Source organism: Christiangramia flava JLT2011 (genome assembly GCF_001951155.1).
Classification (GTDB): Bacteria; Bacteroidota; Bacteroidia; order Flavobacteriales; family Flavobacteriaceae; genus Christiangramia; species Christiangramia flava.
In genome coordinates this window covers 694,196-719,013 of record NZ_CP016359.1, presented here as the reverse complement: position 1 = coordinate 719,013, position 24,818 = coordinate 694,196, and the positions used below count along the sequence as shown (strand labels likewise).

At 39.4% G+C, this 24,818-nt stretch carries 15 protein-coding genes; 10 read left to right on the top strand and 5 right to left on the bottom strand.

Translation table 11 applies throughout. The annotated features are described in order from the left end of the window. Position 1: 1 nt before the first annotated feature. Genes GRFL_RS02865 through GRFL_RS02850 form a run of 4 tightly spaced genes read left to right on the top strand, consistent with a single transcriptional unit; the run spans position 2 to position 7,134 of the window. Positions 2-2,245: a S9 family peptidase gene (locus GRFL_RS02865; RefSeq protein WP_083645934.1), complete on the top strand. Its 2,244-nt coding sequence runs from the start codon at positions 2-4 to the stop codon at positions 2,243-2,245. Between the two features lie 5 nt (positions 2,246-2,250). Continuing rightward, the gene (locus GRFL_RS02860) at positions 2,251-3,591 is read left to right on the top strand and encodes a DUF6055 domain-containing protein (protein ID WP_139839193.1); all 1,341 of its coding nucleotides are present in this window, start codon (positions 2,251-2,253) and stop codon (positions 3,589-3,591) included. Next, positions 3,581-5,533 carry a glycoside hydrolase family 97 protein gene (locus tag GRFL_RS02855; protein ID WP_158091604.1) on the top strand — a complete coding sequence of 651 codons (1,953 nt, stop codon included), beginning with the start codon at positions 3,581-3,583 and terminating at the stop codon, positions 5,531-5,533. Before GRFL_RS02860 ends, GRFL_RS02855 begins: the two co-directional genes overlap by 11 nt. Before the next feature lie 38 nt (positions 5,534-5,571). Continuing rightward, positions 5,572-7,134, top strand: a complete 1,563-nt coding sequence (locus tag GRFL_RS02850; protein ID WP_158091603.1) for a M61 family metallopeptidase — start codon at positions 5,572-5,574, stop codon at positions 7,132-7,134. On the opposite strand, the gene GRFL_RS02845 is transcribed toward GRFL_RS02850, so the two are convergent. Continuing rightward, positions 7,131-7,973 (bottom strand): AraC family transcriptional regulator, encoded by an 843-nt coding sequence (locus GRFL_RS02845; RefSeq protein ID WP_083643197.1) that lies wholly within the window; start codon positions 7,971-7,973, stop codon positions 7,131-7,133. The genes GRFL_RS02850 and GRFL_RS02845 overlap by 4 nt on opposite strands. Positions 7,974-8,101: 128 nt before the next feature. Between GRFL_RS02845 and GRFL_RS02840 the strand changes: the two genes are divergently transcribed. Genes GRFL_RS02840 through GRFL_RS02820 form a run of 5 tightly spaced genes read left to right on the top strand, consistent with a single transcriptional unit; the run spans position 8,102 to position 14,069 of the window. Further along, positions 8,102-9,019 carry a dihydrodipicolinate synthase family protein gene (locus tag GRFL_RS02840; protein WP_083643196.1) on the top strand — a complete coding sequence of 306 codons (918 nt, stop codon included), beginning with the start codon at positions 8,102-8,104 and terminating at the stop codon, positions 9,017-9,019. A gap of 51 nt (positions 9,020-9,070) precedes the next feature. Continuing rightward, positions 9,071-10,570: an aldehyde dehydrogenase (NADP(+)) gene (locus GRFL_RS02835; protein WP_083643195.1), complete on the top strand. Its 1,500-nt coding sequence runs from the start codon at positions 9,071-9,073 to the stop codon at positions 10,568-10,570. A 22-nt stretch (positions 10,571-10,592) separates the two neighbouring features. Beyond that, positions 10,593-11,600: a 4-hydroxyproline epimerase gene (locus tag GRFL_RS02830; RefSeq protein ID WP_083643194.1), complete on the top strand. Its 1,008-nt coding sequence runs from the start codon at positions 10,593-10,595 to the stop codon at positions 11,598-11,600. 4 nt (positions 11,601-11,604) lie between these two features. After that, entirely contained in the window at positions 11,605-12,852 is a 1,248-nt protein-coding gene (locus GRFL_RS02825) for an NAD(P)/FAD-dependent oxidoreductase (RefSeq protein ID WP_083643193.1), read from the top strand. A gap of 2 nt (positions 12,853-12,854) precedes the next feature. Next, positions 12,855-14,069: a M24 family metallopeptidase gene (locus tag GRFL_RS02820; RefSeq protein WP_083643192.1), complete on the top strand. Its 1,215-nt coding sequence runs from the start codon at positions 12,855-12,857 to the stop codon at positions 14,067-14,069. A gap of 507 nt (positions 14,070-14,576) precedes the next feature. Here GRFL_RS02820 and GRFL_RS02815 read toward each other — a convergent pair. From GRFL_RS02815 to GRFL_RS02800, 4 genes are read right to left on the bottom strand one after another with little or no spacing between them, the layout of a single operon-like run. Continuing rightward, entirely contained in the window at positions 14,577-15,242 is a 666-nt protein-coding gene (locus GRFL_RS02815; protein ID WP_083643191.1) for a DUF4391 domain-containing protein, read from the bottom strand. After that, on the bottom strand, positions 15,243-18,476 hold the full coding sequence (locus GRFL_RS02810; RefSeq protein ID WP_083645933.1) for a helicase-related protein: 3,234 nt from the start codon (positions 18,474-18,476) through the stop codon (positions 15,243-15,245). Further along, positions 18,463-21,618: a type III restriction-modification system endonuclease gene (locus GRFL_RS02805; protein ID WP_083643190.1), complete on the bottom strand. Its 3,156-nt coding sequence runs from the start codon at positions 21,616-21,618 to the stop codon at positions 18,463-18,465. Before GRFL_RS02805 ends, GRFL_RS02810 begins: the two co-directional genes overlap by 14 nt. A 1-nt stretch (position 21,619) precedes the next feature. Continuing rightward, complete coding sequence (locus GRFL_RS02800) at positions 21,620-23,521, bottom strand: site-specific DNA-methyltransferase (RefSeq protein WP_173850089.1); 1,902 nt, start codon at positions 23,519-23,521, stop codon at positions 21,620-21,622. 377 nt (positions 23,522-23,898) lie between these two features. On the opposite strand from GRFL_RS02800, the gene GRFL_RS02795 reads away from it, so the two are divergent. Beyond that, positions 23,899-24,795, top strand: coding sequence for a DUF5655 domain-containing protein (locus GRFL_RS02795; protein WP_083643189.1), 897 nt, complete (start codon positions 23,899-23,901; stop codon positions 24,793-24,795). The last annotated feature ends 23 nt before the right edge of the window (positions 24,796-24,818 follow it).

Sequence of the window (24,818 nt, the reverse complement as noted above, 5' to 3'; positions counted from 1 at the left end):
CATGAAAAAAACCAGAATGATCCTGTTGCTGTTTTTGGGATGTATCTTCCTTAGCAACGCACAGGAAACAGATTCTCTTCTGAGCTTAGACCGTATATACTCGAGTTCGGAATTTAGAGGTGATTACGCCCGCCCTGTTTTCTGGATAGAGGAAGGGAATGCGTTTGTAAGCATCGAAAAAGATGCTAACGGGAATGATGAACTGATACGTTACGAAAGCAAGAACTACCAGAAAAGCGTCTTTTTAGCTTCAGGCAAACTCCAGGCAAATGGGCAGAATCTGGAAATAGAAGATTTTTCCCTCTCACCAGATGGTACTAAAGTGCTTATTTTTACGAATTCCAGCCGCTTGTGGCGTTCCAACACGAAAGGAGACTACTGGGTTTATGATTTCAGTAGCGGGCAACTGAAGCAATTAGGCAGAACGTTTCCCCCTTCCTCTCTGATGTTTGCGAAATTTTCTGAAGACAATCAATTTGTAGCCTATGTTCACCATTTCAATATTTATAAGGAAGATTTTCAAACTGGAGAACTTACTCAATTAACTGAAGATGGAACCGGAGATATCATTAACGGCACATTTGACTGGGTTTACGAAGAGGAGTTCGGTATGCGTGATGGTTTTATTTGGAGTCCCGATGCCTCCAAAATTGCCTTCTGGCAATTAAATGCTTCAGAGATCGGGACGTTCTATATGATTGATAATACAGATTCGGTCTATTCTGAACCGATTCCGCTTCAATATCCCAAAGCCGGATATGATCCCTCTTCGGCTAAAGTTGGCATTATAAACTCCAAGACTTCGGAAGTAAACTGGATCAACATACCGGGTGACCCTGTACAGCATTATTTGCCGGCCATGCAATGGATCGATGAAGATTTGTTGCTGATTCAGCAGTTAAACCGGAAACAGAATCAGCTTGTTATTTATACTTACAGACCTTCCTCAGCTGAATTACATAAGGTCTATACTGAAACGGAAAAAACCTGGGTCGACCTGCGGTATCCAGATATTTCTTCGAACCAGTGGGGAAATAACGACCAGTTGATCGTGGATCAGGGAAAGGCCTTTTTGAGAATGACCGAAACCGATGGCTGGAGGCATATCTATAAAATTGACCTGCGTTCGGGAAAGAAAAAATTACTCACGCCCGGGAAGTATGATGTGGCAAGCTATTACCAGACAGATGATAAAAACTTATATATTTCAGCCTCTCCGGAAAATGCGACCCAGCGCTATTTGTATAAAATCCCTTTGAATGGCAACGGAAAGTTGACGAAGATCACGCTCGGCAATTTTGAAGGGGTGAACACCTACAATGTTGCCCCAAACGGTCAGTATGCAATACATTCTTTTACGAATGCTCATACTCCAAGAACGGTGCAGCTGGTGAATCTTCCAGACCATAAATCGATAAAGACTTTAGTAAGCAATCAAAACCTGAAGGATCAACTAAACTCCTTAAAGCTTCCGGAAACTTCCTTCTTCCAGGTAACTACAGCATCTGGAATTGAGATGGACGCCAGGATGACCAAACCTTTGAATTTTGATCCTCAGAAAAAATATCCGGTGCTGTTTCACGTATATGGTGAGCCATGGGGAGTGGTCGCCACCGATCAATGGATTGGATTGTATGAAATCTATATGGCTCAACAGGGTTTTGTAGTCATCAATATCGATAATCGCGGTACACCAAGTTTGAAAGGAAGTAACTGGCGCAAAAGTATCTACCAGCAGGTGGGTGTCTTAAATACCAAGGATCAGGCAGAAGCAGCCACGAAGGTTTTGGCAACTTATGATTTTTTGGATGATCAACGCGTAAGTGTTTGGGGTTGGAGTGGAGGAGGTTCCATGACACAGAATCTATTGTTCCGCTATCCCGAAATATACCAGACCGGAGTGGCAGTTGCAGGAGTCGCCAATCAGCTGTTCTATGACAATGTCTACCAGGAGCGCTATATGGGCCTGCCTTCGGAAGACATGGCAAAATTCATCGAGGGCTCTCCTGTAACCTACGCTAAAAACCTGGAAGGGAATCTTTTGCTTATTCACGGCACCGGTGATGATAATGTGCATTATCAAAATATGGAATTTCTCGTCAATGAACTGATCCGCCAGAATAAGCAATTTGACATGATGGCGTACCCAAACCGTTCTCACGGGATTCGGGAAGGACAAAATACGTCGTTGCACCTCTTTACATTAATTACCCGCTACTTGCTGGAGCATAACGGGATGAATTGAAAATTTTGAAAAAAGTAGCTTTCTTCATATTGATAATACTGATGGTTTTTGGCTGCAAGAACCAGCAGGAGAACGCAGAAATTGCCACAAAAGTAGTCAACAAGAAACTGATCATTCCTGAGCAGGTATGGATGGTTCCAGATTCGAATGATTATGAAGACCCGGAAAGCATTTACAGTTTCTCCAGGTTCCGGGAATCTGAAAATATAGCGATCTTCTGGGATAAAGAATACGGGAATGATCCGGCCCAAAATGACGAGAGATCTAAGACGTTTAACGTGGATTCGCTGGTTATGGAAGGCGAACGATTTTTTAAATATTATGTCGAGGAACTTCAGTTTCTAGAAAAAGGAAAATCTACTACTGATACCACCAAAATCCTGATGTATGTCTTCGGGGGAGAAAATGGAACAGCTTATGGTTCAGGAAAGGATAGCATAGGAATGTTATGGTCGCCAGCTGTCCGCATCCATCAACCCCCTTATGGCGCACTGGCCCATGAACTGGGGCATTCGTTTCAGTATTTGACCGGCTCCGATGGCCATTTTGGTTTCAAAAATGGCGGAAGTATCTGGGAAATGACCTCTCAGTGGATGCTCTGGCAGGTTTATCCAAACTGGATCGAATTCGAGAATTATCATTTACAGGCGTTCCTGGATAACACCTACCGTGCATTTTTACATGAAGAAAACATGTATCACTCTCCTTTCGTTTTGGAATACTGGTCAACACTTCATGGGAAGACTTTTATCGGGGAACTTTGGAGAAGCTCAAAAAAGGGAGAAGATCCAGTGCTTACTTATCAGCGGTTAACAAATATCAACCAGGAAATCTTTAATGATGAAATTTTTGATGCTGCCAGGCGCTTTGTTACCTGGGACCTCCCAAGAATTGACAAGGTGAGCCGAAAATATGCCAATATTCATCATTCCGAATTATCTGCCCTTGAAAATGGCTGGTATGAAATTGCTGAAAAAGAGGCTCCGCAAAATTATGGTTATAATGCAATGGCCCTGGATGTTCCGGAAGACGGGGATGCAGTAGTGTATTTTGAAGCAATTACTGAAAGTGAAAAGTTCCATATAGTGAAACCCGAAATTGCCGGTTGGAGATATGGTTTTTTAGCAGTGACTCAAGACGGGGAGCGTCATTACGGCGAAGTTTATAGTGCACCTGAAAATAAAGTGAGCTTCAAAATCCCTGTAAATACCAGGCATCTGTGGTTTGTGGTGAGCGGTGCTCCAAAAGAACATTCCATTCACAAAATAGACGGTGACCCAGGCAACGATGAACAATGGCCTTACCGACTTAAATTTGAAAATACCGATCTCAAACATGAAAATTAGACTCCTATTTTTAGCATTTTTATTAATGATCTTCCCGCTGAAAGCGCAGGAAACGGTCTCTTCGCCTAATGGCCATATCAAGCTGGAAATCGAGCATGAAAATAGCATTCAGGTGAAGGTGTGGCTTAATGGAAAAGCTTTGATCGAGCATGTTCGCCCGAAAATGCAGTTTAGCAACGGTCATTCTTTCGGCGGAAGCGAGAAGCTACAGGAAACAGCTTCCGCGATAATTGATGAGGAAATTACGGCCAGTCTCCCGGTAAAGTCGGAAATCATCCAAGATCATTATAGCTTTCTAAAGATGAGTTTCAAAGACTACGATTTGGAAATTCGCGTGTATAATAATGGCTGGGCTTATCGCTTTGTTTCCAGACTCCAGGGCACGGTTGAGGTGGTTGATGAGCAACTGGACCTTAAGTTAGCCGAAGATTATACCTGTTATTTGCCGGAAGAAAAGAGCCTGATTTCTCATTTCGAGAACTATTATGAAAAAGTAGCCACTTCCGCAATAAAGGAAGGTACTATTGCGGGCCTGCCAACTTTGTTTACCAACGAAAAAGGAATCAGCCTTTCAGTTAGCGAATCAAATTTGTTTGATTACCCGAATCTCTTCCTGGAAAAGACCGAGACAGGGTTTCAGAGCAAATTTCCGAAGTATGTTTTAAAAACAAAAGAGCTGAAGGAAGGGCAGGACCGTTTGGAGGCTATTGAAGAAACAGCAGCATATATTGCCAGGACATCCGGGGAAAGGACTTTTCCGTGGCGGGTTTTTATGATCTCTGAGAATGATCGGGAGATTATCGAAAATAACCTGGTGTATCAATTGGCAAGTCCGCTGAAACTGCAGGATTTTTCCTGGGTAAAGCCTGGGAAGGTTGCCTGGGACTGGTGGAATGCGAATAACCTGTATGGCGTTGATTTTGAAAGTGGGATCAACACGGAAACGTACAAATATCATATCGACTTTGCTTCAGAGTTTGGGCTGGAATATATCATTTTGGATGAAGGCTGGTCCAAAAGCACGCTTAATGTGATGGAGCCGAATGATGATATTGATATGGAGGAACTGAGCGCCTACGCCAAAAGCAAAAATGTAGGTATCATTCTCTGGAGTTTATGGAGGCCACTGGATGAAAATATGGAAGCGCTTCTACCGAAATATGAAGAATGGGGCGTGAAGGGCGTGAAGGTCGATTTTATCCAGAGAGCTGATCAATATGTAACTAATTTTTATGAAAGACTGGCGAAAAGTGCCGCGAAGCATCATCTTTTAGTCGATTATCACGGGGGAATGAAACCTTCCGGAATGCAAAGGGCTTACCCGAATATTATCAATTATGAGGCGGTAAAAGGTCTCGAAAACGATAAATGGGAAGATAAGATCACCCCGGAGCATGATCTTACCATCGCCTTTACAAGGATGACTGCTGGAATTCTGGACTATACTCCTGGGGGTATGGATAATGCTCACCAAGAGAATTTTGCCGTGCGTTTTGACAGACCAATGACGCTGGGCACCAGGGCGCATCAAATTGCCTTGTATAACATTTTTGAAGCTCCTTTACAGATGCTGGCAGATACGCCGTCCAATTATTATCAGAATCGGGAATCTGCCGAGTTCATTTCAAAGATTCCGGTAATTTGGCAGGAAACGAAAGTCCTGGAAGCGAAGATCGATGATTACCTGGTAATTGCGCGCCGAAATCACGATTCCTGGTATTTGGGAGGAATTACTGATGAGGATGCGAGAACGTTCACTATAGATTTGTCTTTTTTAAAGCCTGGTACTACTTACCAGTTAGAATGGATGGAGGACGGAAAGAATTCTGATAAAGTAGCAAAAGATTATGCTAAAAGATCAAAAAAGGTCACTTCGGAAGATGAAATTGAAATCAATATGCATAAAGGAGGCGGTTGGAGTGGCATTTTTACAGAAATTTGACCTTGAACTTTTTCAGCATGATTTTTTAAAAAATGGCAATGAATCGATTTTTATCACTTTTACTTCTTGTAGGTAGCTATAGTTTTCTGGTGCCTTCAGCTTCAGCCTTCCAAAAAGATGCTGAATTAGCCTATATGATCTCTTTTAAAGAACCGGCCGCTCACTTTGCCGAAGTACAGCTGAAATTAGTTAGTTTGGATTCGGCAAGAACGACACTGGTCTTGCCGGTTTGGACTCCGGGATATTATAAGATCCTGGATAATCCCGCGCACATCATAGATTTTAAGGTAAGTACCATTTCCGGCGAACCATTACAATGGCACAAAATTGCAAAAAACAAATGGTTACTGGAAAATGGACAAAATGCCGAAGTCTTTGTGGATTACAGGGTTTACGCCAACCGAAAATCGGTGGCAGAATCAAATATTTCCGAAGAAAAAGCATTTATGGCCAACACCGATATCTTCATGTTTCCGGAAGGGAATTTGGATAAATCGGTAAGTCTTCAGGTACATTTACCGAAGCAATGGGACAAAATTGCCACAGGATTGACAGAGGTGGATCAGGGAAAGTTTTATGCCCCGGATTTTGATGTGTTATATGATAGTCCGCTATACCTGGGAAATCAGAAGATCATTGAATTTCAGGAATTGGAAAAAAAGATAACCCTGTCTATTGCTACGCCTGAAGGTCTGGATCAAAAGAAATTTGTGGCTGATCTTCGAAAGATCCTTCGCAGCACCACCAAATTGATGCAGCATATTCCATTTAATGACTATACTTTTATCATGATGGAACCGGGAGGTGGTGGTCTCGAACACTGGAACTCCCAGGCGGTATTCACGTACGGCAGTTTTAATTTTGAAAATGATCTTGCTTATAAGCGTTTTTTGAACTTTCTCACGCATGAATACTTTCATCTTTATAATGTGAAGGCCATCCGTCCCATCGAGTTAGGCCCTTTTGATTACAGCCAGGAAAATTATACCACCATGCTTTGGGTGGCTGAAGGTTTTACGGTGTATTATGAATATCTCATCATGCGAAATGCCGGTTTGTTGACGGCAAATGAAGTCCTCGAATTTTTGAGTTCCCATATAAAAGCCATTGAAAATAAATCAGGTAAGGATCACATGTCTTTGGAAAGATCCAGTTTTGATGTCTGGAACTATTTTTTGAATAATGATGCTATTTCAGCCGAAACAACTATTTCCTATTACCAAAAAGGACCAGTCATGGCGTTGTTATTAGACATTGCTATCCGGAATGATAGTGATAATGAGAAGTCGCTGGACGATGTAATGCGCTACCTGTATGAGGAATTTTATAGGAAGCAGGGAAGGGGTTACACGGAAAACGAGTTTTGGGACAGCGTAACTAAAATGGCCGGGAAACCGCAGGAAGAACTTCGAAAGTATGTGGAATCCACAGGATCCCCAGATTATGAGAAATACCTGAAGCTTGCCGCACTTTCACTGGATAGGTCCAGTGCCGATGATGAAAAAACTGAATTAGTTGAAAAGCAATATGACCTGATCAAAATAGTTCCGGAAAACGATTTGCAATTGAAGATTAGGAAGAGCCTGTTGCAGGAAAATTAATCTGTTTGCTGGCGATATTGAGTGGGAGTGATTCCCTTAAGTTCTTTGAATTTACGATTAAAATTGGCAATATTTTGAAATCCGCAAAGCTCGGAAATAGCTGAAACCGATAAATCCTGATCCCTGTAAAGCAATTTACACGCATGTTCAATTCGTATTTCTATCAGGAATTGAAAAAAGGTTTTATTGGTTCGTTTTTTAAAATACCGGCAAAAGGCATTTTTGCTCATGAATGCTACATCTGCAACATCTTCAAGAGAAATGGTATCCTGGAAATGATTCATCGCGTATTGAAACACATCGTTCATCCGTTTTCCTTCATCCTCGGTATATTTCTTTTGGTATACGAACGAAGAAAGGGGCTGGCGTTCCGCGTGAATCAATTCATTTAAAAGCAAGAGCAAACTGGCGATGCGCTCGATCCTGTTCTGGTGTTTCAAATTATGGAAAACGGCTCTTTTACTTTCATCAGCTTTGAATTTCATGCCGTATTCCGATTCATCAAAAAATTTTTTGATCGCACTGAGATCGGTGAGATTGAAGAATTCTTTTCCAAAAGATTTCGTGGTGAAAAACAGCGTGTACATAATCGAAACGGGATAAGCCTCCGGATCACTTCGGAACACATGCGGAATATTTTCCCCAATAATCAGTATGTCATCAGGCTTGTATTCATTGATACTATCTCCCACGATCAGAGCTCCGCTGCCTTCTTTTATAAAACTGATCTGGATTTCTTCGTGTTGATGCAATTTATCGTAAAAAACAGTCTCATGGTCTTCTTGATAGACCAGTGCCTCTTTTTCAGGTTTAGGGATTTTAAAAGGTAAGACTTTCATGTTTTTTTGTAAATATTACTAAAAAAAATATGATTTGTCAATTTACATGTTAATATTGTATCATGTTCAGCTAATACCTACAAACCGCAAGAGGGATTATGCTTTTATTTTTGTTAAAAATTTCACACATGGCTATAAAATGGGAAGGGGTAATGCCCGCAGTTACTACAAAATTTACGACCGATGATCAATTGGACCTTAAAATGTTCCAAACCAATATCGAAGCACAGCTTGATGCTGGGGTCAACGGAATTATTCTTGGAGGTACTTTAGGCGAGGCTAGCACCCTAACATATGATGAAAAACGGGAATTGACACGTTTTACAAAAGAACTCGTGGGGACAAAAGTTCCGGTAATTATGAATATTGCCGAGCAAACCACAAAAGGAGCTATAAAAGCTGCGGAAATTGCCGAAGAAGATGGCGCAAGCGGCTTGATGATGCTTCCCCCAATGCGATATTTGGCCGATGATCGTGAAACTACAGAATACTTCAAGGAAACCGCCAAAAGCACCTCTTTACCAATCATGGTGTACAATAATCCTATAGATTATAAGATCGAAGTAACGCTGGATATGTTTGAAGAATTACTGAAAGAGGATAACATCCAGGCGGTTAAAGAATCTACACGAGATATTTCCAATGTCACCAGGATCATCAACAGGTTTGATGACCGTTTAAAAATTCTATGCGGAGTGGATACCCTGGCCATGGAAAGTATGATAATGGGAGCAAACGGATGGGTAGCCGGACTGGTTTGTGCTTTTCCAAAGGAAACCGTGGCGATATACAAATTGGTTAAAGCAGGGAGGATTAAAGAAGCGCTGGAGATCTACAGGTGGTTTTTGCCGGTGCTGGAACTGGATATCAATCCAAAACTGGTTCAGAATATCAAGTTGGCTGAAGTAGCCACAGGAATAGGAACGGAGAACGTTCGAGCACCACGATTGCCGCTGGCAGGTGAAGAGCGCAAGCAGGTTCAGGCGATCCTGGACAAAGCTATGGCTACAAGGCCCGAAATTACATCAGAAGTACTGGTATCCTGAAATGACCAATCTTGGTGAAAAATCTACAGGAATTAAAATTAAATTGAGATCATGCTTACAGGAAAGAATTACGTAGCAGGAGAACTTACCGCTGATGAAACATCCGTTTTTGAATCGGTAAATCCTAAGAATAATGAGAAGGAAGCTAAATTCTATAACGCCTCGGAAAAGGATGTAGATGCTGCGGTAGAAAAGGCCGCTGAAGCTTTTCCGGAGTATTCTGCCTTACCTGCTTCCAGAAGAGCGGAATTTTTAAACGCAATAGCCCAGGAAATTCTGGAGCTTGGTGAGGAATTGATTCAAACCTATTGCTCGGAAAGCGGACTTCCAGAAGGGCGTGCCCAGGGAGAACGAGGGCGAACAGTTAATCAACTGAAAGCTTTCGCTGATTATATTACTACGGAAAATTGGAAAGACGAATATAAAGATGAGCCAAACCCAGAAAGGCAACCGCTGCCAAAACCGGGATTACTACGCACCAGCGTTGCAATTGGGCCGGTAGCGGTTTTTGGGGCTAGTAATTTTCCACTGGCATTTTCTACTGCGGGTGGCGATACGGCAAGCGCTCTTGCAGCAGGTTGTCCAGTGGTGGTGAAAGGACATCCGGCACATCCTGGAACGGGTGAATTAGTAGCCTCTGCGATTGTGAAAGCTGCTGAAAAGACGGGAATACCCAGTGGAGTATTTTCAAATTTGAACAGTTCGGGTATCGAAGTTGGAGAACTATTGGTCAAACATCCCAAAATAAAGGGAGTTGGTTTTACCGGAAGTCTTAGGGGAGGCCGTGCTCTTTACGATCTGGCAGCAAAACGAGAGGAGCCAATTCCTGTTTTTGCTGAGATGGGAAGCGTGAATCCTGTGATCGTGACAGAAACAGCTATCGAAAAAAGAGGAGAAGCCATAGCCAAACAAATCGCGGGCTCTTACACCCTTGGCGCAGGACAATTTTGCACGAATCCGGGAATCATTTTGAAGATGGGAGATAATACTGTATTTGAATCTCATTTAAAGCAATTCTCTGAAGAAATCGAAGCACAGTGCATGCTGCACTCTGGAATTAAAAAGGCTTTTCAGGAAGGAAAGAACCAATTGCTGGACGAAAAAGGCGTTCAGGTCCTTTCCGGTTCAGATGATACTGAAAACAATATGGCCGCGGGAACCATTGTAAAAGTATCTGCTGAAAATTTTATTCAGAATGAAAAATTGCAGACGGAAGTGTTTGGGCCCTTTACCATGATCGTCACCTGTAGCAATTTCCAGGAATTAAATTCAGCTTTGGAAAAACTGCATGGACAACTCACGGCAAGCATTATTGCGGAACCCGAAGATTTTTCTTCCTTGAAAGCTTCGGTGGCAATCTTACAGCATAAAGCAGGAAGAGTGATATACAACGCCATGCCAACTGGAGTAGAGGTTTCGCCGGCTATGACACATGGTGGACCGTACCCGGCTTCGACAGACAGTCGATTTACTTCCGTAGGAATACCTGCCATAAAAAGATGGTTAAGACCAGTAAGTTTTCAGGATTTTCCAGAAGAATTACTTCCATAATAAAAACACATTTGGATTGTAAATGATCAAACAAACCTTCGAATGTATAGATGCTCATACCTGTGGGAATCCGGTAAGGGTCATAAAGACCGGCGCACCTTTACTTAAGGGCGCTGATATGAGTGAAAAGAGACAGCACTTTTTAAAGGAATACGATTGGATTAGGAAGGGGCTGATGTTCGAGCCGAGGGGCCATGATATGATGAGCGGTAGTTTCATTTATCCACCACATAACCCGGAGAACGATTTTGCCATTTTATTCATTGAAACCAGTGGTTGTTTGCCTATGTGCGGGCATGGAACTATAGGCACCATCACTATCGCGATTGAAGAAGGCCTGATTCACCCAAAAGTCCCCGGGAAGATCAAGATGGAAGCTCCGGCCGGTCTGGTGGAGATCGAATATCAGCAAACTGGAAACAAAGTAGATTGGGTGAAGCTAACAAATGTAAAGAGCTACCTCGCTGCCAGAGGACTAACAATTGACTGTCCCGATCTGGGAGAACTTCAATTCGATGTGGCCTATGGTGGGAACTTTTATGCAATTGTAGATCCTCAAAAAAATTATAAAGGGCTGGAGCATTTTACGGCTTCGGAAATTATAGGGCTCAGTCAGTATTTAAGGCAGCAGATCAATGAGAAATATCCCGATCATTTTATCCATCCCGAGAACCCAACGATCCGCGATGTGAGCCATATGTTATGGACGGGCAGAACCATCGACCCCAATTCTACGGGAAGAAATGCCGTATTTTATGGCGATAAGGCAATAGACCGTTCTCCTTGCGGTACGGGGACTTCAGCCAGAATGGCCCAGTTATACACTAAAGGTCTCTTACAACCAGGAGAAAATTTTATTCACGAAAGTTTTATAGGATCTAAATTCATCGGGAAGATCGAAAAAGAAACCAGCATTGAACACTATCCTGCGATCATTCCCAGCATTCAGGGTTGGGCTCGCGTCTTTGGGCATAACACCATCACGATTGATGAAGAAGACCCGTATGCATTCGGATTTCAGGTAATATGAGGGTATGGGGAAGAATTGCGTAGTCATAGGAGGCGGGATCATTGGTTTGTGTACAGCCTATTATTTGTTAAAGGAAGGCCATAAGGTTACCGTGCTGGAAAAGGGAAATATGGCCGGTGGAGCATCGTACGTGAATGCCGGTTACATTACTCCCAGTCATTTCATACCCCTGAGTTCTCCCGGAATAATTACGAAAGGTTTAAAATGGATGTTGAATAATCAGAGTCCGTTTTATGTAAAACCGAGATTAGAACGAAATTTCCTGAATTGGGCCTGGGCTTTTAAGAAATCAGCTACTTCATTCAAAGTCCAGCAGGCCATTCCCGTTTTGAAGGATATCAATTTGTTCAGTAGAGCCTTATACGAAGAAATGCAGGAATCTGGAGATTTCTCTTTCAGCTATGCCCGAAAAGGCTTGTTGATGTGTTATAAAACCGAGCATGGTGAAAGGGAGGAGCATGAGGTTGCCGAGATCGCCAAGAAGGAAGGTATGGGAATCAGGCATTACAGTACTGCCGAGCTTGCCAAAGAATTTCCGAAGGCCAATTACAACGTAACTGGTGCATTTTATTATGATACCGATGCTCATATGACGCCAGATGATTTTATGCAGCAGCTAAGAGAGTTCCTGGAAAGAGCCGGTGTGGACATACATCAAAACTGCGAGGTAAAAGGTTTTGAAGAGAATGGAGAGATGATCCAAAAAGTAACTACCAGTAATGGTAGTTTTGAAGTGGAAGAATTGATCCTCGCAGCGGGAACATGGACTCCTTTTTTGGCAAAAAAACTGAATATTTCAGTTTCTATCGAAGCCGGGAAAGGTTATAGTTTTGATATTAAAAGACCAACAGGCATCGAAATTCCTTCAATTTTAACCGAAGCGAAGGTGGCCGTGGCGCCTATGGACGGTTTTACAAGATTTGCCGGAACCATGGAATTAGGAGGAATCAATAATCAGGTAAACCCAAATAGAGTGAATGCCATTGCCTTGGCTGCTGAAAATTATTTTGATCAGCTTCAAATTTCTTCAGAAGAACGGAATTCCGCAAGGTCCGGTTTAAGACCCTGTTCTCCAGACGGACTTCCTTATATAGGCAGGCCAAAAAAATGGAAAAATCTAATCATTAATTCGGGACATGCGATGATGGGTTGGAGTTTGGGACCTGCCTCCGGGAAACTCGTGAGTCAAATTATAGATAAAAAATCAACCAGCTTAGATATGGCATCTTTTAACCCTGATAGAAAATTTTGAAAATGAACAGCAACAGAAAATATGGGATAGGAGGGAGTACCGCACAGGCTGAACTGGAGAAGTTACGAAGGCCTTTGAGGCAGCCTGAAGAAATACCTTCCTCTGAATTTCACAAAAGAATAGACAGAGCCTGCTCATTGATGAAAAAGAATGGAATTGATGCATTATATCTAAATGCAGGCACAAATCTTTATTATTTCACAGGTACCAGCTGGCATCCTTCTGAAAGGTTGGTCGGCGCTGTAATCTTTAGCGATGGTTCCCTTTTCTACCCGGTTCCGGAATTTGAAATTGGCACTTTCAGCGAATATATCGATCAAAAAGGAGAAATACTCTCCTGGCAGGAACATGAATCCCCGGTAGACAAAATCGTAGAATTATTTGCTGATAATGCAACGCTGGCGGTAGATGATTCTACTCCTTTCAATATTGTAAACAGGTTTCAGAATGCCGGGAAATTGAAGATATTGAATGCAGAGAATCTAATCAGAAGTATCAGAATGATCAAAAGCCCGGCTGAGATCGAACAGCTGCAATATGCAATGGATCTGACCATGCAGGTACAACGGGCCGCGGCACGAATTCTACAACCTGGAATTACGACGTTGGAGGTGGTAGAATTTATAAATGCAGCGCACAAAAAGCTCGGCATAGCCTCTGGATCTTATTTCTGTATTGTATTATTTGGAAAAGATACCAGTTTTCCTCACGGAGTTAAAAACCCTAAACCCCTGGAAGAGGGCGATATAGTTCTGGTTGATACAGGTTGCAGGTTTAACGGTTATTTGTCAGATATCACCAGGACGTATTGCTATGGAAAGCCCACCCAGAAAGAAACCGATATCTGGAACATTGAAAAAAAGGCACAGTTTGCTGCGTTTCATGCCTGCCAGATAGGTGGGTCCTGCGGAAATATAGATGAGGAAGTAAGAAATACCTTGATTAAGAATGGTTTGGGTCCTGGATATGAATTACCCGGCCTGCCACATCGTACGGGTCACGGAATTGGTTTGGAAATTCATGAGCATCCTTACATCCTGGGAGGAAATGAAACCCTGCTTCAGCCAGGCATGACTTTTAGCATTGAACCCATGCTCGTAATTCCAGATAAGTTCGGAATTAGATTGGAAGATCATGTATACATGACGGAAGATGGTCCAAAATGGTTCAGTGAACCGGCTTTAAGCATTGAAAATCCTTTTGGAACAGCTATTTGACCAGAATTTTTTAAACAACAATGAAGGCAATATGCCAGCCATTTTAAATAAATAGACCCTACGCAATTCATTTTTGACGGTCTGGCATTGCTTGCCTTTTTCAATACAAAACTTGAACAATTAGTCACCCAATTTGCCAATGCAAAATAAAAAACCCCGTAAACACAATGCTTACGGGGCTATATAGTGGAGTCGGAGGGGCTGGCTTCGCCTCAACCTTATTCTCCGATCCTGTAAATGCATCCGGCTGTCCTTAACGTCCAGGCGTCTTAATACAAAAAGATCTGCTCAGGAAAATACCTGGCAGATCTTTTAAATTTTAATCCGCAGCCCGGCTGCGCTTAATTGTGGAGTCGGAGGGAACGACCATTTTACAATTTTCATGGTGTTTATAGGGCTTTCCAGAGGTCATGAAAAATTGGTCACCGGATTGGTCTCGCTTTAACAAATTTTAACTTTCATGTCAATTTATCTAAATAAACCGTATGAAATAATATTATCTACAAATTAATTCTGCGGTTTTACTCTTAAATTTTCCAACTCTCTTTTTTTCTTATTCAACTCCTGATTAAGCTCCACTTTTTCATTGAACTGTTTAGACCTCCTAATTTTTTTATCTAGTTGTTCAATGCTATTCCTGAGCGAATTAAGCTTCTCCTGATGTTCCACAATATCTTCCAAAGAAGAGTTTGGAGTATTTTTCTCCTCAGATAACTGTAGACAGAATTCTTTATAAACATGATCTAAACTACGGTTAAGATTAATAGAGACCTGAGAAAATTCATTTTCATTTAACCAATCAGTCTTAAAATTCCAATCAATAACACTGATGTTATTATTAGTAGGATGAGCATGCTTAGTTGAAGTAGAATAGTAATATTCATTTTTCCAGTTGATCAGGAATATGATGGGGTAAGGGATGGCATTATCTACAATATCCAAAACCTCTTTAATCTCCTTCTGTTCCTTTAGTTCGACATAAAATATTTGAATTTCCTTTAATTCCTTACCTGTAAGATTAGAGGTCGCTTCTGAAATTTTATATTCCCAGGTTATTCTTTTTATCAGGTCGGTAAAAAGTTGCTTTTGTTTTGAATTAGTGTAAGAATCAAAAGCATTTTTTGGAATAACTCTCCCAACTCTCATTCTTTCTGGTAAATCGAAAATATCCATCTACTTAACTATTAAAAAAGAAACTAATTTAAAGTCCTCAATGCCCTTTATTTTGTCTTGAAGAGCTGTTGTACCACCAGGCTGAAATAAGCTCATTACATCCTTTTCTTCCTCCCGTTGTAGTACAGTTCCAATGCTTTGCTTAAGTAAATTGGAAAAGAAATCCATTTCCTGGTATTCATCTGTCTCATTGCTTAGCTCTTTACATGAGTTTACTAAGGGCTTGTTGATTCCTTTACAAGCCATTCGCATAGAGTCTAATATCTTTTTTGGCTCTACATGATTATACGCAACTTTTGAGTCATTCTTGATATAGACCATGTAAAAAGGATGCAAACGGTTAAGTTTATTAATATTAACACTGGTATTAATATTCTTTAATACGAAAATTACTCCAGGTGGTAAATGCTCGTTAGATTTTACTACTGCATGTAATCCTTCAGGGATATTCTTAAGTTCTCCATTAGTCTTGATCATGTTGGAGAGGTCAATCCTGAAATCGTTTAAACCCAGGTCTGTTATGCTAACTCCTTCTTTTAAATCCTCTAGGTCAATTACTTCATCCTGTAATCTCTGTAGCTGAATTTTCCTGTACTCAAGATCTTTTTCATCAGTATTTAATATGTTATCATCCCCTGTACTTGCCAGGTTACCTATGAGCATTTTATTTTCTACACGTTGCTTTAAATTAATGTATGAATCTAAGGTTATATCTGGCCAGAAATTGATCATGCGAATACTATCATTCTTGGAACCAATACGATCAATTCTTCCAAAACGTTGGATGATACGTACAGGATTCCAATGAATATCATAATTCACAAGAGTATCACAATCCTGGAGGTTTTGACCTTCAGAAATACAATCGGTGGCAATTAGTAGATCTACTTGCTCATCAATCTTAGGATATAATTGTGCCTTACCTTTTGATAAAGGAGAAAAGCAGGTTAAAATTGCATTGATATCTGGAGGTATTTTTTTGGCAGTAGTAATTTTTCTAGATCCAGTTATCAACGCACTGTTTAGTCCATATTTTGAACTAAAATAATCTTTAATGTGCTCGTATAAATAATTCGCAGTATCAGCAAAAGCAGTAAAAATGATCACTTTTTTGTTATCTGCATTAAAAGGCTTTTCTACCTTTTTCTCTAAAATCGAAATTAAACGTTGTAACTTCTCATCATCCTTACCGGTTATGTCTACTATCTGATTCCAGAGATTATGTAGGATAGAAAGATCCTCTTCGAGGTCTTCCTTCCATTCTACAGTATCCATATCTGCCAGGTGAACTTTAATTTTTTTCCCAATTACCTGCTCCTCATCACCCCAATCTGATTCCCAATCGAAATTTTCATCATTTATTCTCGATTGTATGCCTTCATAATCTCCGTCGTTACCTTTCTCAATTGCTTTAATTGCTGATTCGATCTGAGAGATTATCCCTTCAAGAGTTATTCTGAAGGAATCTACGGAACTTTCTAAACGCTTTAAGAGATTGATCCTCATCAACACTCGTAAGCTATTATCCCGGTCCATTTGTGATAATTTACCTGAGCCAGATCTTACTTCTTTATCGTAAAGATCAGCATATAGTTGGATCTTACTTTTCAGAATATAATTAAGAGGAGTATATATTGAAAGATTTAGCAGAGTAAGACTTTCTGCAATGTATTCATAGGTGGTATCAGCTGTAGAAGAAAGAGAGCTTCTTATAGATTCAGGTTTTTCTCGTTCCGGGAACTTTCCTATATCTGCTGTATCGTAATAAGTAGTTATATGTTTTCTCGACCTAGCAATAGTAAGTGAATCCAATATTTCAAAGAAATCGAAGTCCAGCATGTCCAGAAGTCTTTCTGTGGTCCTCTCTTCAGTTTCAAATTTGCTCCACACATTGAATGCCTGTTGCGCACGACGAAAAATTAGATCAATGCTTGAAGTAGTTTCTAAACGCTGGTCAATATTATGGGCTTCACCTTCATAGGCTAAAGCAAGCTGATTTTTTAAATCGTTAAACCTATTATTAACCGGAGTAGCAGAAAGCATTAAAACCTTTGTTTCAATACCCTCTTTAATAATCTTCCTTAATAATTTCTGATAACGATTCTCTCGTTCTTTATTAGGATTATTATTTCTGAAGTTGTGGGATTCGTCAATTACAACTAGACCGTAATTTCCCCAATTAACGTTTTCTAGTTGCCTGCCGTTACTAATACCTCTTTCACGAGTAAGATCAGTATGAAATAAAACATCATATCTTAATCTGTCTTCTGCCAGAATATTGTTCTTGTCGTTATGACGAAAGGTATTCCAGTTGGCTTCAAGTTTTTTAGGACATAAAACAAGGACATCCTTGTTCCTCATCTCATAATATTTGATAACTCCAAGTGCGGAGAAGGTTTTACCCAGACCTACGCTATCAGCTAAAATACAGCCCTTGTATTTTTCCAGTTTGTTGATTGAGCCTATTACAGCATCCTTTTGAAAATTATAAAGTCTATCCCAAATAACCGTTTCTTTAAATCCTATCTGATCATTTGGCAGGGTTTCTAAGGAAATATCATCTAGGAAATCATTAAAAATATTATAGAGGGTAATAAAATAGATGAACTCAGGACTGTTCTCTTTATATGCACTCTCAAAATAATCCTGTACTTTTTCGGTAACGTCGGAAAGGTCTTCATCATTTTCCCAAATCTGATTAAACCACTCTAAATAGGCTTTACTATCCGGATATTCCGTTTTTTGAATTAGAGTAGGGAAACCCTTTTTACTGGTAATACCTAAATCTGAAGTTGTGAAACTATTTACATTGATATAAGAGAATTCTTCATCTTCTTTGTTCTTAAGATGAATCATTCCATTTAGCTGCTGGTTGCTATGTTTATTTGATTTGAAAGTAACTTTTTCCTGAACCCATTTTGAACATTCCTTTGCAATAGCCCTTTGGTTTAGCTGGTTCATAAGCCTAAGCTCAAAATCTCCACCACAAAGTTCAGATTCCTTTACGATATGAGGGATATAGAACTTTCTACTATCTTTTTGGAAATGCTCTTCAATAAAGGTAGGCGAGGTAAAAATGAATCGTAAATCTTCGATCTTAACAAGTTCCTTTTTTAAGGCCTCGAACGCATAGATAGAAAAAGATGCAGCAGCTATACTTAGCTTACTTCCTTTTTTAAGGGTTTGTTTTAGATCGTCGCCTAAATGAGAATTTACATTATCAATTAACTTCATTCTCATGTTTTAATTGAACAATCTCCATAAGCTTTTCGTAGCTGCTTATTTTTTCAAATTTCACCTGGTCGCCACTTATTTCCTTGAAATGTTCTGTAGCACAGTGAATCTTAAGTTTCTCTATTTCTCTAAGATCCTGGTCTGAGTCAGATCCTTTGGTTTCTGCAACAAAATAAATTTGCTTCACTTTATCTTCATCAAAAACTATTGCCCAGTCTGGACTGTAATTCGCTACAGGCGTGGAGATGGAAAAGCTTTTAGGGAGTTTGGCATAAACCACTACCTCAGTGCTGTTTTCAAGAGCCTGAGCAAATCTGGATTCTATTTTAGAGTCTGTAGTAAGGAAGTCGTAAATATGCTTTTGTAGAAGCTCAGAATCCCTTAAGGCCGACTTGTCATTAGTAAATACAGTTTTAGCATCGTGCCTTTCATCAGTTTTATGGTAGATGATATTGTTGATTATCAAACTGGCTTTTACCTCATTGATAAGCTTGCTACATTTCGAGATAAATTCTTCAGGGTTTTTTCTAAGTAGCAGGAATTTTTCTTCTTTAATAGATTTTAAAATTTCTACTATGGTTCTTCTGGTAAGATTGGAATGGACTTCTATTTCCCCTACAATGTCGTATAATGTATGAGTGTAAAGATCATTCTTCAATTTTAGATATTCCCTGTTGGATTCTTTTACAAGATTGCCTTCCTCCATTTCTTTTTTGGTGCCATCCTGTAGTTCACCAGTTTTTACCTCGTAGATTCTATCGCCGATATTAAGCTGAGCATTAATCTTGATCTTACTATCTTCTATAAGTTTTTCGGTATCAAATTGAACCTCATATATGGTTTTGAGATTAATCTTTTCCCAAAGCTCCTGAAACTCTTTTTTGCTGAAATTCTTATTGGGATTTAGAACGACGGTTTTTCTTTCATCCTCAGGTTTGAATTCTTCCCCGGTGTAAACAGTTTTCAATAATTTGTTGACTGCTTCTTTATATGGTTTTAACTGATCTGGGACCGGTACTTCTTCTTTTTCAATTCTTTCACGGCCTTCCTCGGTAATTTTATCATCTATATCAATAATCCCTTCCGCAAATAAAATTTTATTTAAGTGTTTAGCCTCCACCTCAGTAATTCGATGCTCTTCTTCTTTTTCATTGGAGACTAGTTTTCCGGTAAAGAATTTAACTTCTGCTTTTTGAGGTCTGTCTTTAAGAGTGTCGGCAATTTCTTTTTGCAATCCTTTGGCGAAGGCTTCGTAGCTTTCCGAAGCAATTACCGTTAACTTATTGATCTCATGAACCTGGTCTCCAACCATGTCATAATCCAGGCGAGTACCATTTTTATTCACACTTAAACGCATTCCACGCCCTACTTCCTGTCTACGTCTTGTAAGACTGCCGCTTTCTGGATTTTTAAGGGCACAAATTTGGAACACATTAGGATTATCCCAACCTTCTTTTAAAGCAGAGTGGGAGAATATGAATCGAGTAGGTTCTTCAAAACTTAAAAGTCTCTCCTTATCCTTCATGATAAGATCATAAGCACTAATATCATCTGAATCTTCTGAACCTCTCTTTACCTTGGGATCTGTTAGCCTGTTCTTTTTATCAATAGAGAAATATCCCTGGTGAACTTCATCTGCATCATCACGCTGAAGGTATTCTTCATACTTGGTTGACATATAGCCTTTATGAATTTTAGAAGGATCGGTATCCCTTAAATAATCGTTATAATCCTGTTGGAAAAGGTCGAGAAACTCACTCCGTACCTTATTATATTCTTCTTCAAAAATCCTGGCGTATTCTCCTAGAGCCTGTTCGCCATCTTCATCATACACCCTATATTTTTCTACCGTATCTATAAAGAACAGGGATAATACCTTAATTCCTTTTTGATACAGTTGCTTTTCCTTCTGTAAATGGGACATGATACATTCCCGAATCTGTACTCTCCTAAAGGCATTTTCATCCTTATCATTCAGAATGTCTCCTGGGTAAATATCCTTGCCTCCAACTACTATCTTATTGAGATAACCATTGATCTCTGTGATGGTCTGGTTTTTATAGGCTGGCATATTACCGGAATGCTCATATAAATTGAAACCTTCTTCAACCTTTCTTCTTTCTTTTTTAATAGAGCCAGAAGTAGTTCTCTTCTCAAATTCAATTACAGCATAAGGTGGTTTAGAGGTACTTAAGCTAATCTGTTCCAGGTACAGATACCCTGAAGTTCCTGTAGAGCCTTTTAAATTAATCCCCTTAACCTGAATTTTCTTTACCAAACGTCGGTTATAAGCATCCAAAGCATCTAAGCGATAGATCTTATTATATTCTACTTTATGAGTAGCAGAATAACGGATAGTAAACAAAGGATTAAAATCCTGCATACTTTCCAGCGTTTTCTTACCATCTACAGATTGGGGTTCATCTATTATAAGGATAGGATTCGTCTGAGATATGATCTCAATAGGCTTTCTGGTACCAAATTGATCCAACTCCTGGTAAATCCTCCTGGCATCTTTTCCTCTGGCATTAAAGGCCTGAGTATTAATGATCATAACACTAATCCTGCTATCTGAAGCAAAATTCTCTATGTCCTGGGGTTGACTGGAATTATATATAAAAGGGTTGATCTTATGACCATAAAGCTCCTGAAAATGTTCCTGAGTTACCTCGAATGATTTGTAGACTCCTTCACGGATAGCTATACTAGGAACGATCACTATAAATTTACTCCAACCATACTTTTTGTGAAGTTCATACATGGTACGAATGTAAGTGTAGGTCTTACCAGTACCTGTCTCCATCTCAATGGTTAGGTTGTAGCCAAGTTTTACTCCTTTAGGTCGCTCAATCTTCTGGCTTTCGTGAAGATCATTTTCTTTCTGAACCTTTTGAATGTTCTTTAGAACCTGATTTTCTGAAATAGCCACATGACTATTTCGGTACCCGATATCTTCCAGAACTTCTCCTTCAAATACTGAAGTTTGGGTGCCTCCAGCTGCTGCTAATTTTGCCTTTTTTAGAATATCCTTACTTCTTTCTAAAGTAAAGCGATTTGTTTTTAAAGGCTGACCCTGAAAGCATTCTACTACTGCTTCAACTGCCTGAACCTGAAAATCCTGTTCTTTAAATTGTAACTTCATCTTAAATCACTTTCATTTCAGTTTCTGGACTCAACTGTTTAAGCAGTTGCTTTACATTGGTTTTGGCCGTATCATTTTTAAATCCACTATCCTTAAAAACTATTCTAAGTGGTGAATCATTAGCTATTTCCTTAGCAAACTCTTCATCGATACCTTTATCAAAGCAGGCATAAAGTGAGTTTTCGGCCACCTTGAATACTTCTTTCCCTTTAATATCTATACGTTCGATCTTTAAAGAAAGTGGTAGTCCCCAGTCGATCATTACCTGGGCAAGAAGATCATCTGAAGTTCTGTCTGGTTTTACATTATCTGCAAAAGCATCCAATTGTCCCTGGTCATATTCTTGAGGTTTATAGTAGACATCCTGCATATTGCTTTCATCCAGGCGGTAGACTCTAAATCCATAGTCAATATCTGCTTTTGTTTCCTCTTTAATTTTTTTGGCTGCTCTACGAATACGCTCTTTGCCTATTTCGCAGATACTATTATAACCTTCTTTAAATGCGTCACTTTTATCATCAGTTGGTTCAGGAATTTGAACCTGAATATATTTTCTCCGGAAATTGTCCTCTGAATTTGCTTTTAAAACTGCTTGTGCAGAAGATGCAGATCCTGAAAAGAAATCAAGTAGTATGTCGTTCTCGTTTGAACCGATTTTTAGAAGATTATATATCAAATTCGTGGGTTTTGGATTAGAGAATATTCCTGTTCTATTAAATAGGTCCTTTGCTTCATTAGAAGCATGAGTATTTAGAATTCCCTGAATGATATTTTTGTATGGGGAACTTCTTTTCTTTGGGTTTCCTTCATTATCCACATTCAAATAGATTTTATAATAAACTCCCCAACCACAGTCTTTTGAAGAGGATTCTTGAACCTCAATAAAGCCATTGTTTAATCCCCACTCCAATTTCTTTTTACCCCATTTCCATCTCCAACCATCATTTAATTTCTTAGTTCTTCCATTTGGAAATGCTAACCCACCGTTTGGAGTAGGTATGCCATAGTCAAGAGATTCATGATAACCAAGCGTTCCTCTATCAAGATTGTCATAGTAAAAAGGCCCTCTTTCCTCGTAGTACTCATCTTTATATTTGTAACGAGCATTATCATGGGCATCTTCATCTTGGTTGAAGGCAAGAGAAGTAATTTCTTTTGAGTAAATAATTACATATTCCGTTATGGTAGCGATATTCTTAGCATCAGAAGAACCTGTTTTCTTTTGCCAAATTAATTCAGCCACAAAATTTCTTTCTCCAAAAATTTCATCACAGATTTTACGAAGATTGTGATTTTCGTTTTCATCAATTGAAACAAATACAGCTCCATCCTGAGTAAGAAGGTTTCTAGCTAATTTCAATCTAGAATACATCATGCTAAGCCAATCAGAGTGATAACGTCCAGCAGTGTCCGGATTAGTTATTAATCGATTTTTATATTCATCTGTTTGGCCGCTCTCTAGAAGTTCTTTTTCTTCATCTTTGCTGAAATTGTCTTTATAAATAAAATCTTTCCCAGTGTTGTAAGGAGGATCTATGTAGATCATTTTGATTTTATTCAAATAGCTTTCCTGGAGAAGTTTAAGAACTTCGAGATTATCCCCTTCTATGTAGAGATTCTCAGTATTGTCAAAGTCAACAGAATCTTCCCTTACTGGTCGTAAGGTTTTTGTGGTAGGTAAATTTGCAGTTACGATAGCCTCTCTTTTTCCAGGCCATTCTAAACGATATCTTTCTTTATTGCCTTCCACAACAGAATCACTTAATTCCTGTTTGAGGAGATCGAAATCTATGGCCTTGCCTTTGCTGCTTTCAGTTACGCAGTTCGGAAATAAAGCGGCAATTTTTTCAATATTTTCATTTACAAGATCAGGAGATGCAAGGTCAAGTTTTTCCAGGCTCATATAGCAGGTTGATTAGTACAGGATTATATTCCAGAAATGCCGGGTAGGGTAGGGCATTCCAATTCACACAATTTTAAGGTTAATTTAGGACTTCTGCAATTCTATTTATATAGATGTAAATCTGTTACATAGTAATGAATAAACAACTAGAAAAAAAAGCAGAAAAGGTTAGAAGATAAGCTAAATGTAGGTTTTTTCTTAATTAAGGTTCATTTCAATATATTTACCTTCCGGAACCCTACTTCCAGAATAAGATATTTCTAAGTGATCTATTTTATCATCCAAACATTTTTTGGCTAGGCTTTTTTAAGCCTTATTTAGATTCAGGGTAAAATCACGATGCCTGAATTTTCATTTACAATTAGAAATTATAAGGTATGGCAGATATACGTTTATACAGTGTTAATGGTGTAAGAGCAGAGGCAAAAGCTCCAGTAGATTTTAAATTAGAAAGAGAAATTCAAAAGCTGTGCGAAGCCAATCTGGATATTTTCTTTGGAGTGCGTTTTCTTGCATCTGAATATTACACCGGAATCAAACATAAGGGTAAAATTGATAGTCTGGGAATAGATGAAAATAACTGTCCCGTTATTATAGAATACAAGTTAGATAGTAAGGAGAACGTAATTAATCAGGGACTTTTTTATCTGGATTGGCTAATGGATCATCAGGCTAATTTTGAAATGCTTTGCATGAAAAAGTTAGGCAAGAAAACAGATGTGGATTGGACTAACCCCAGACTATTATGTATAGCAAAGGATTTTACCAGATATGATGATTACGCTATCGGCCAAATAAATAGAAATATTGAGTTAGTACGGTACCGGTATTTTGAAGGACATAGTGTGATTTTTGAACTTGCTGGAACATCTCAAAAGCAGGAAAAGTATAAAGCTGCAGGTGAAGGTGTGACCAAATACAGAAATATGGATGATGCTATTAATGCAGCATCAGAAGATCTTATAGAGTTATACGAAGCGCTAGAGGATTTTATTACCTCCTTGGGGGATGATGTTCTAAAGAAGGAACTTAAATATTACCACGCATATTCCAGGATTAAGAATTTTGTTTGCACGGAGATCAGAACCAAGAAAAAGGAAATCCTTCTTTATTTAAAAGTAGATTTTCAATCTATTGATATAAGCGGAGTGAAAATCCGTGATGTTTCAGAAATTGGTCATTACGGCACTGGTGATACTGAAGTAACCATTAAAACTCTTACCGATCTTGAAAAGGTAAAACCTTTAATTGAGGAGTCCTATAATATGAGTTAATCATTTATAGATAAAAAGTAATT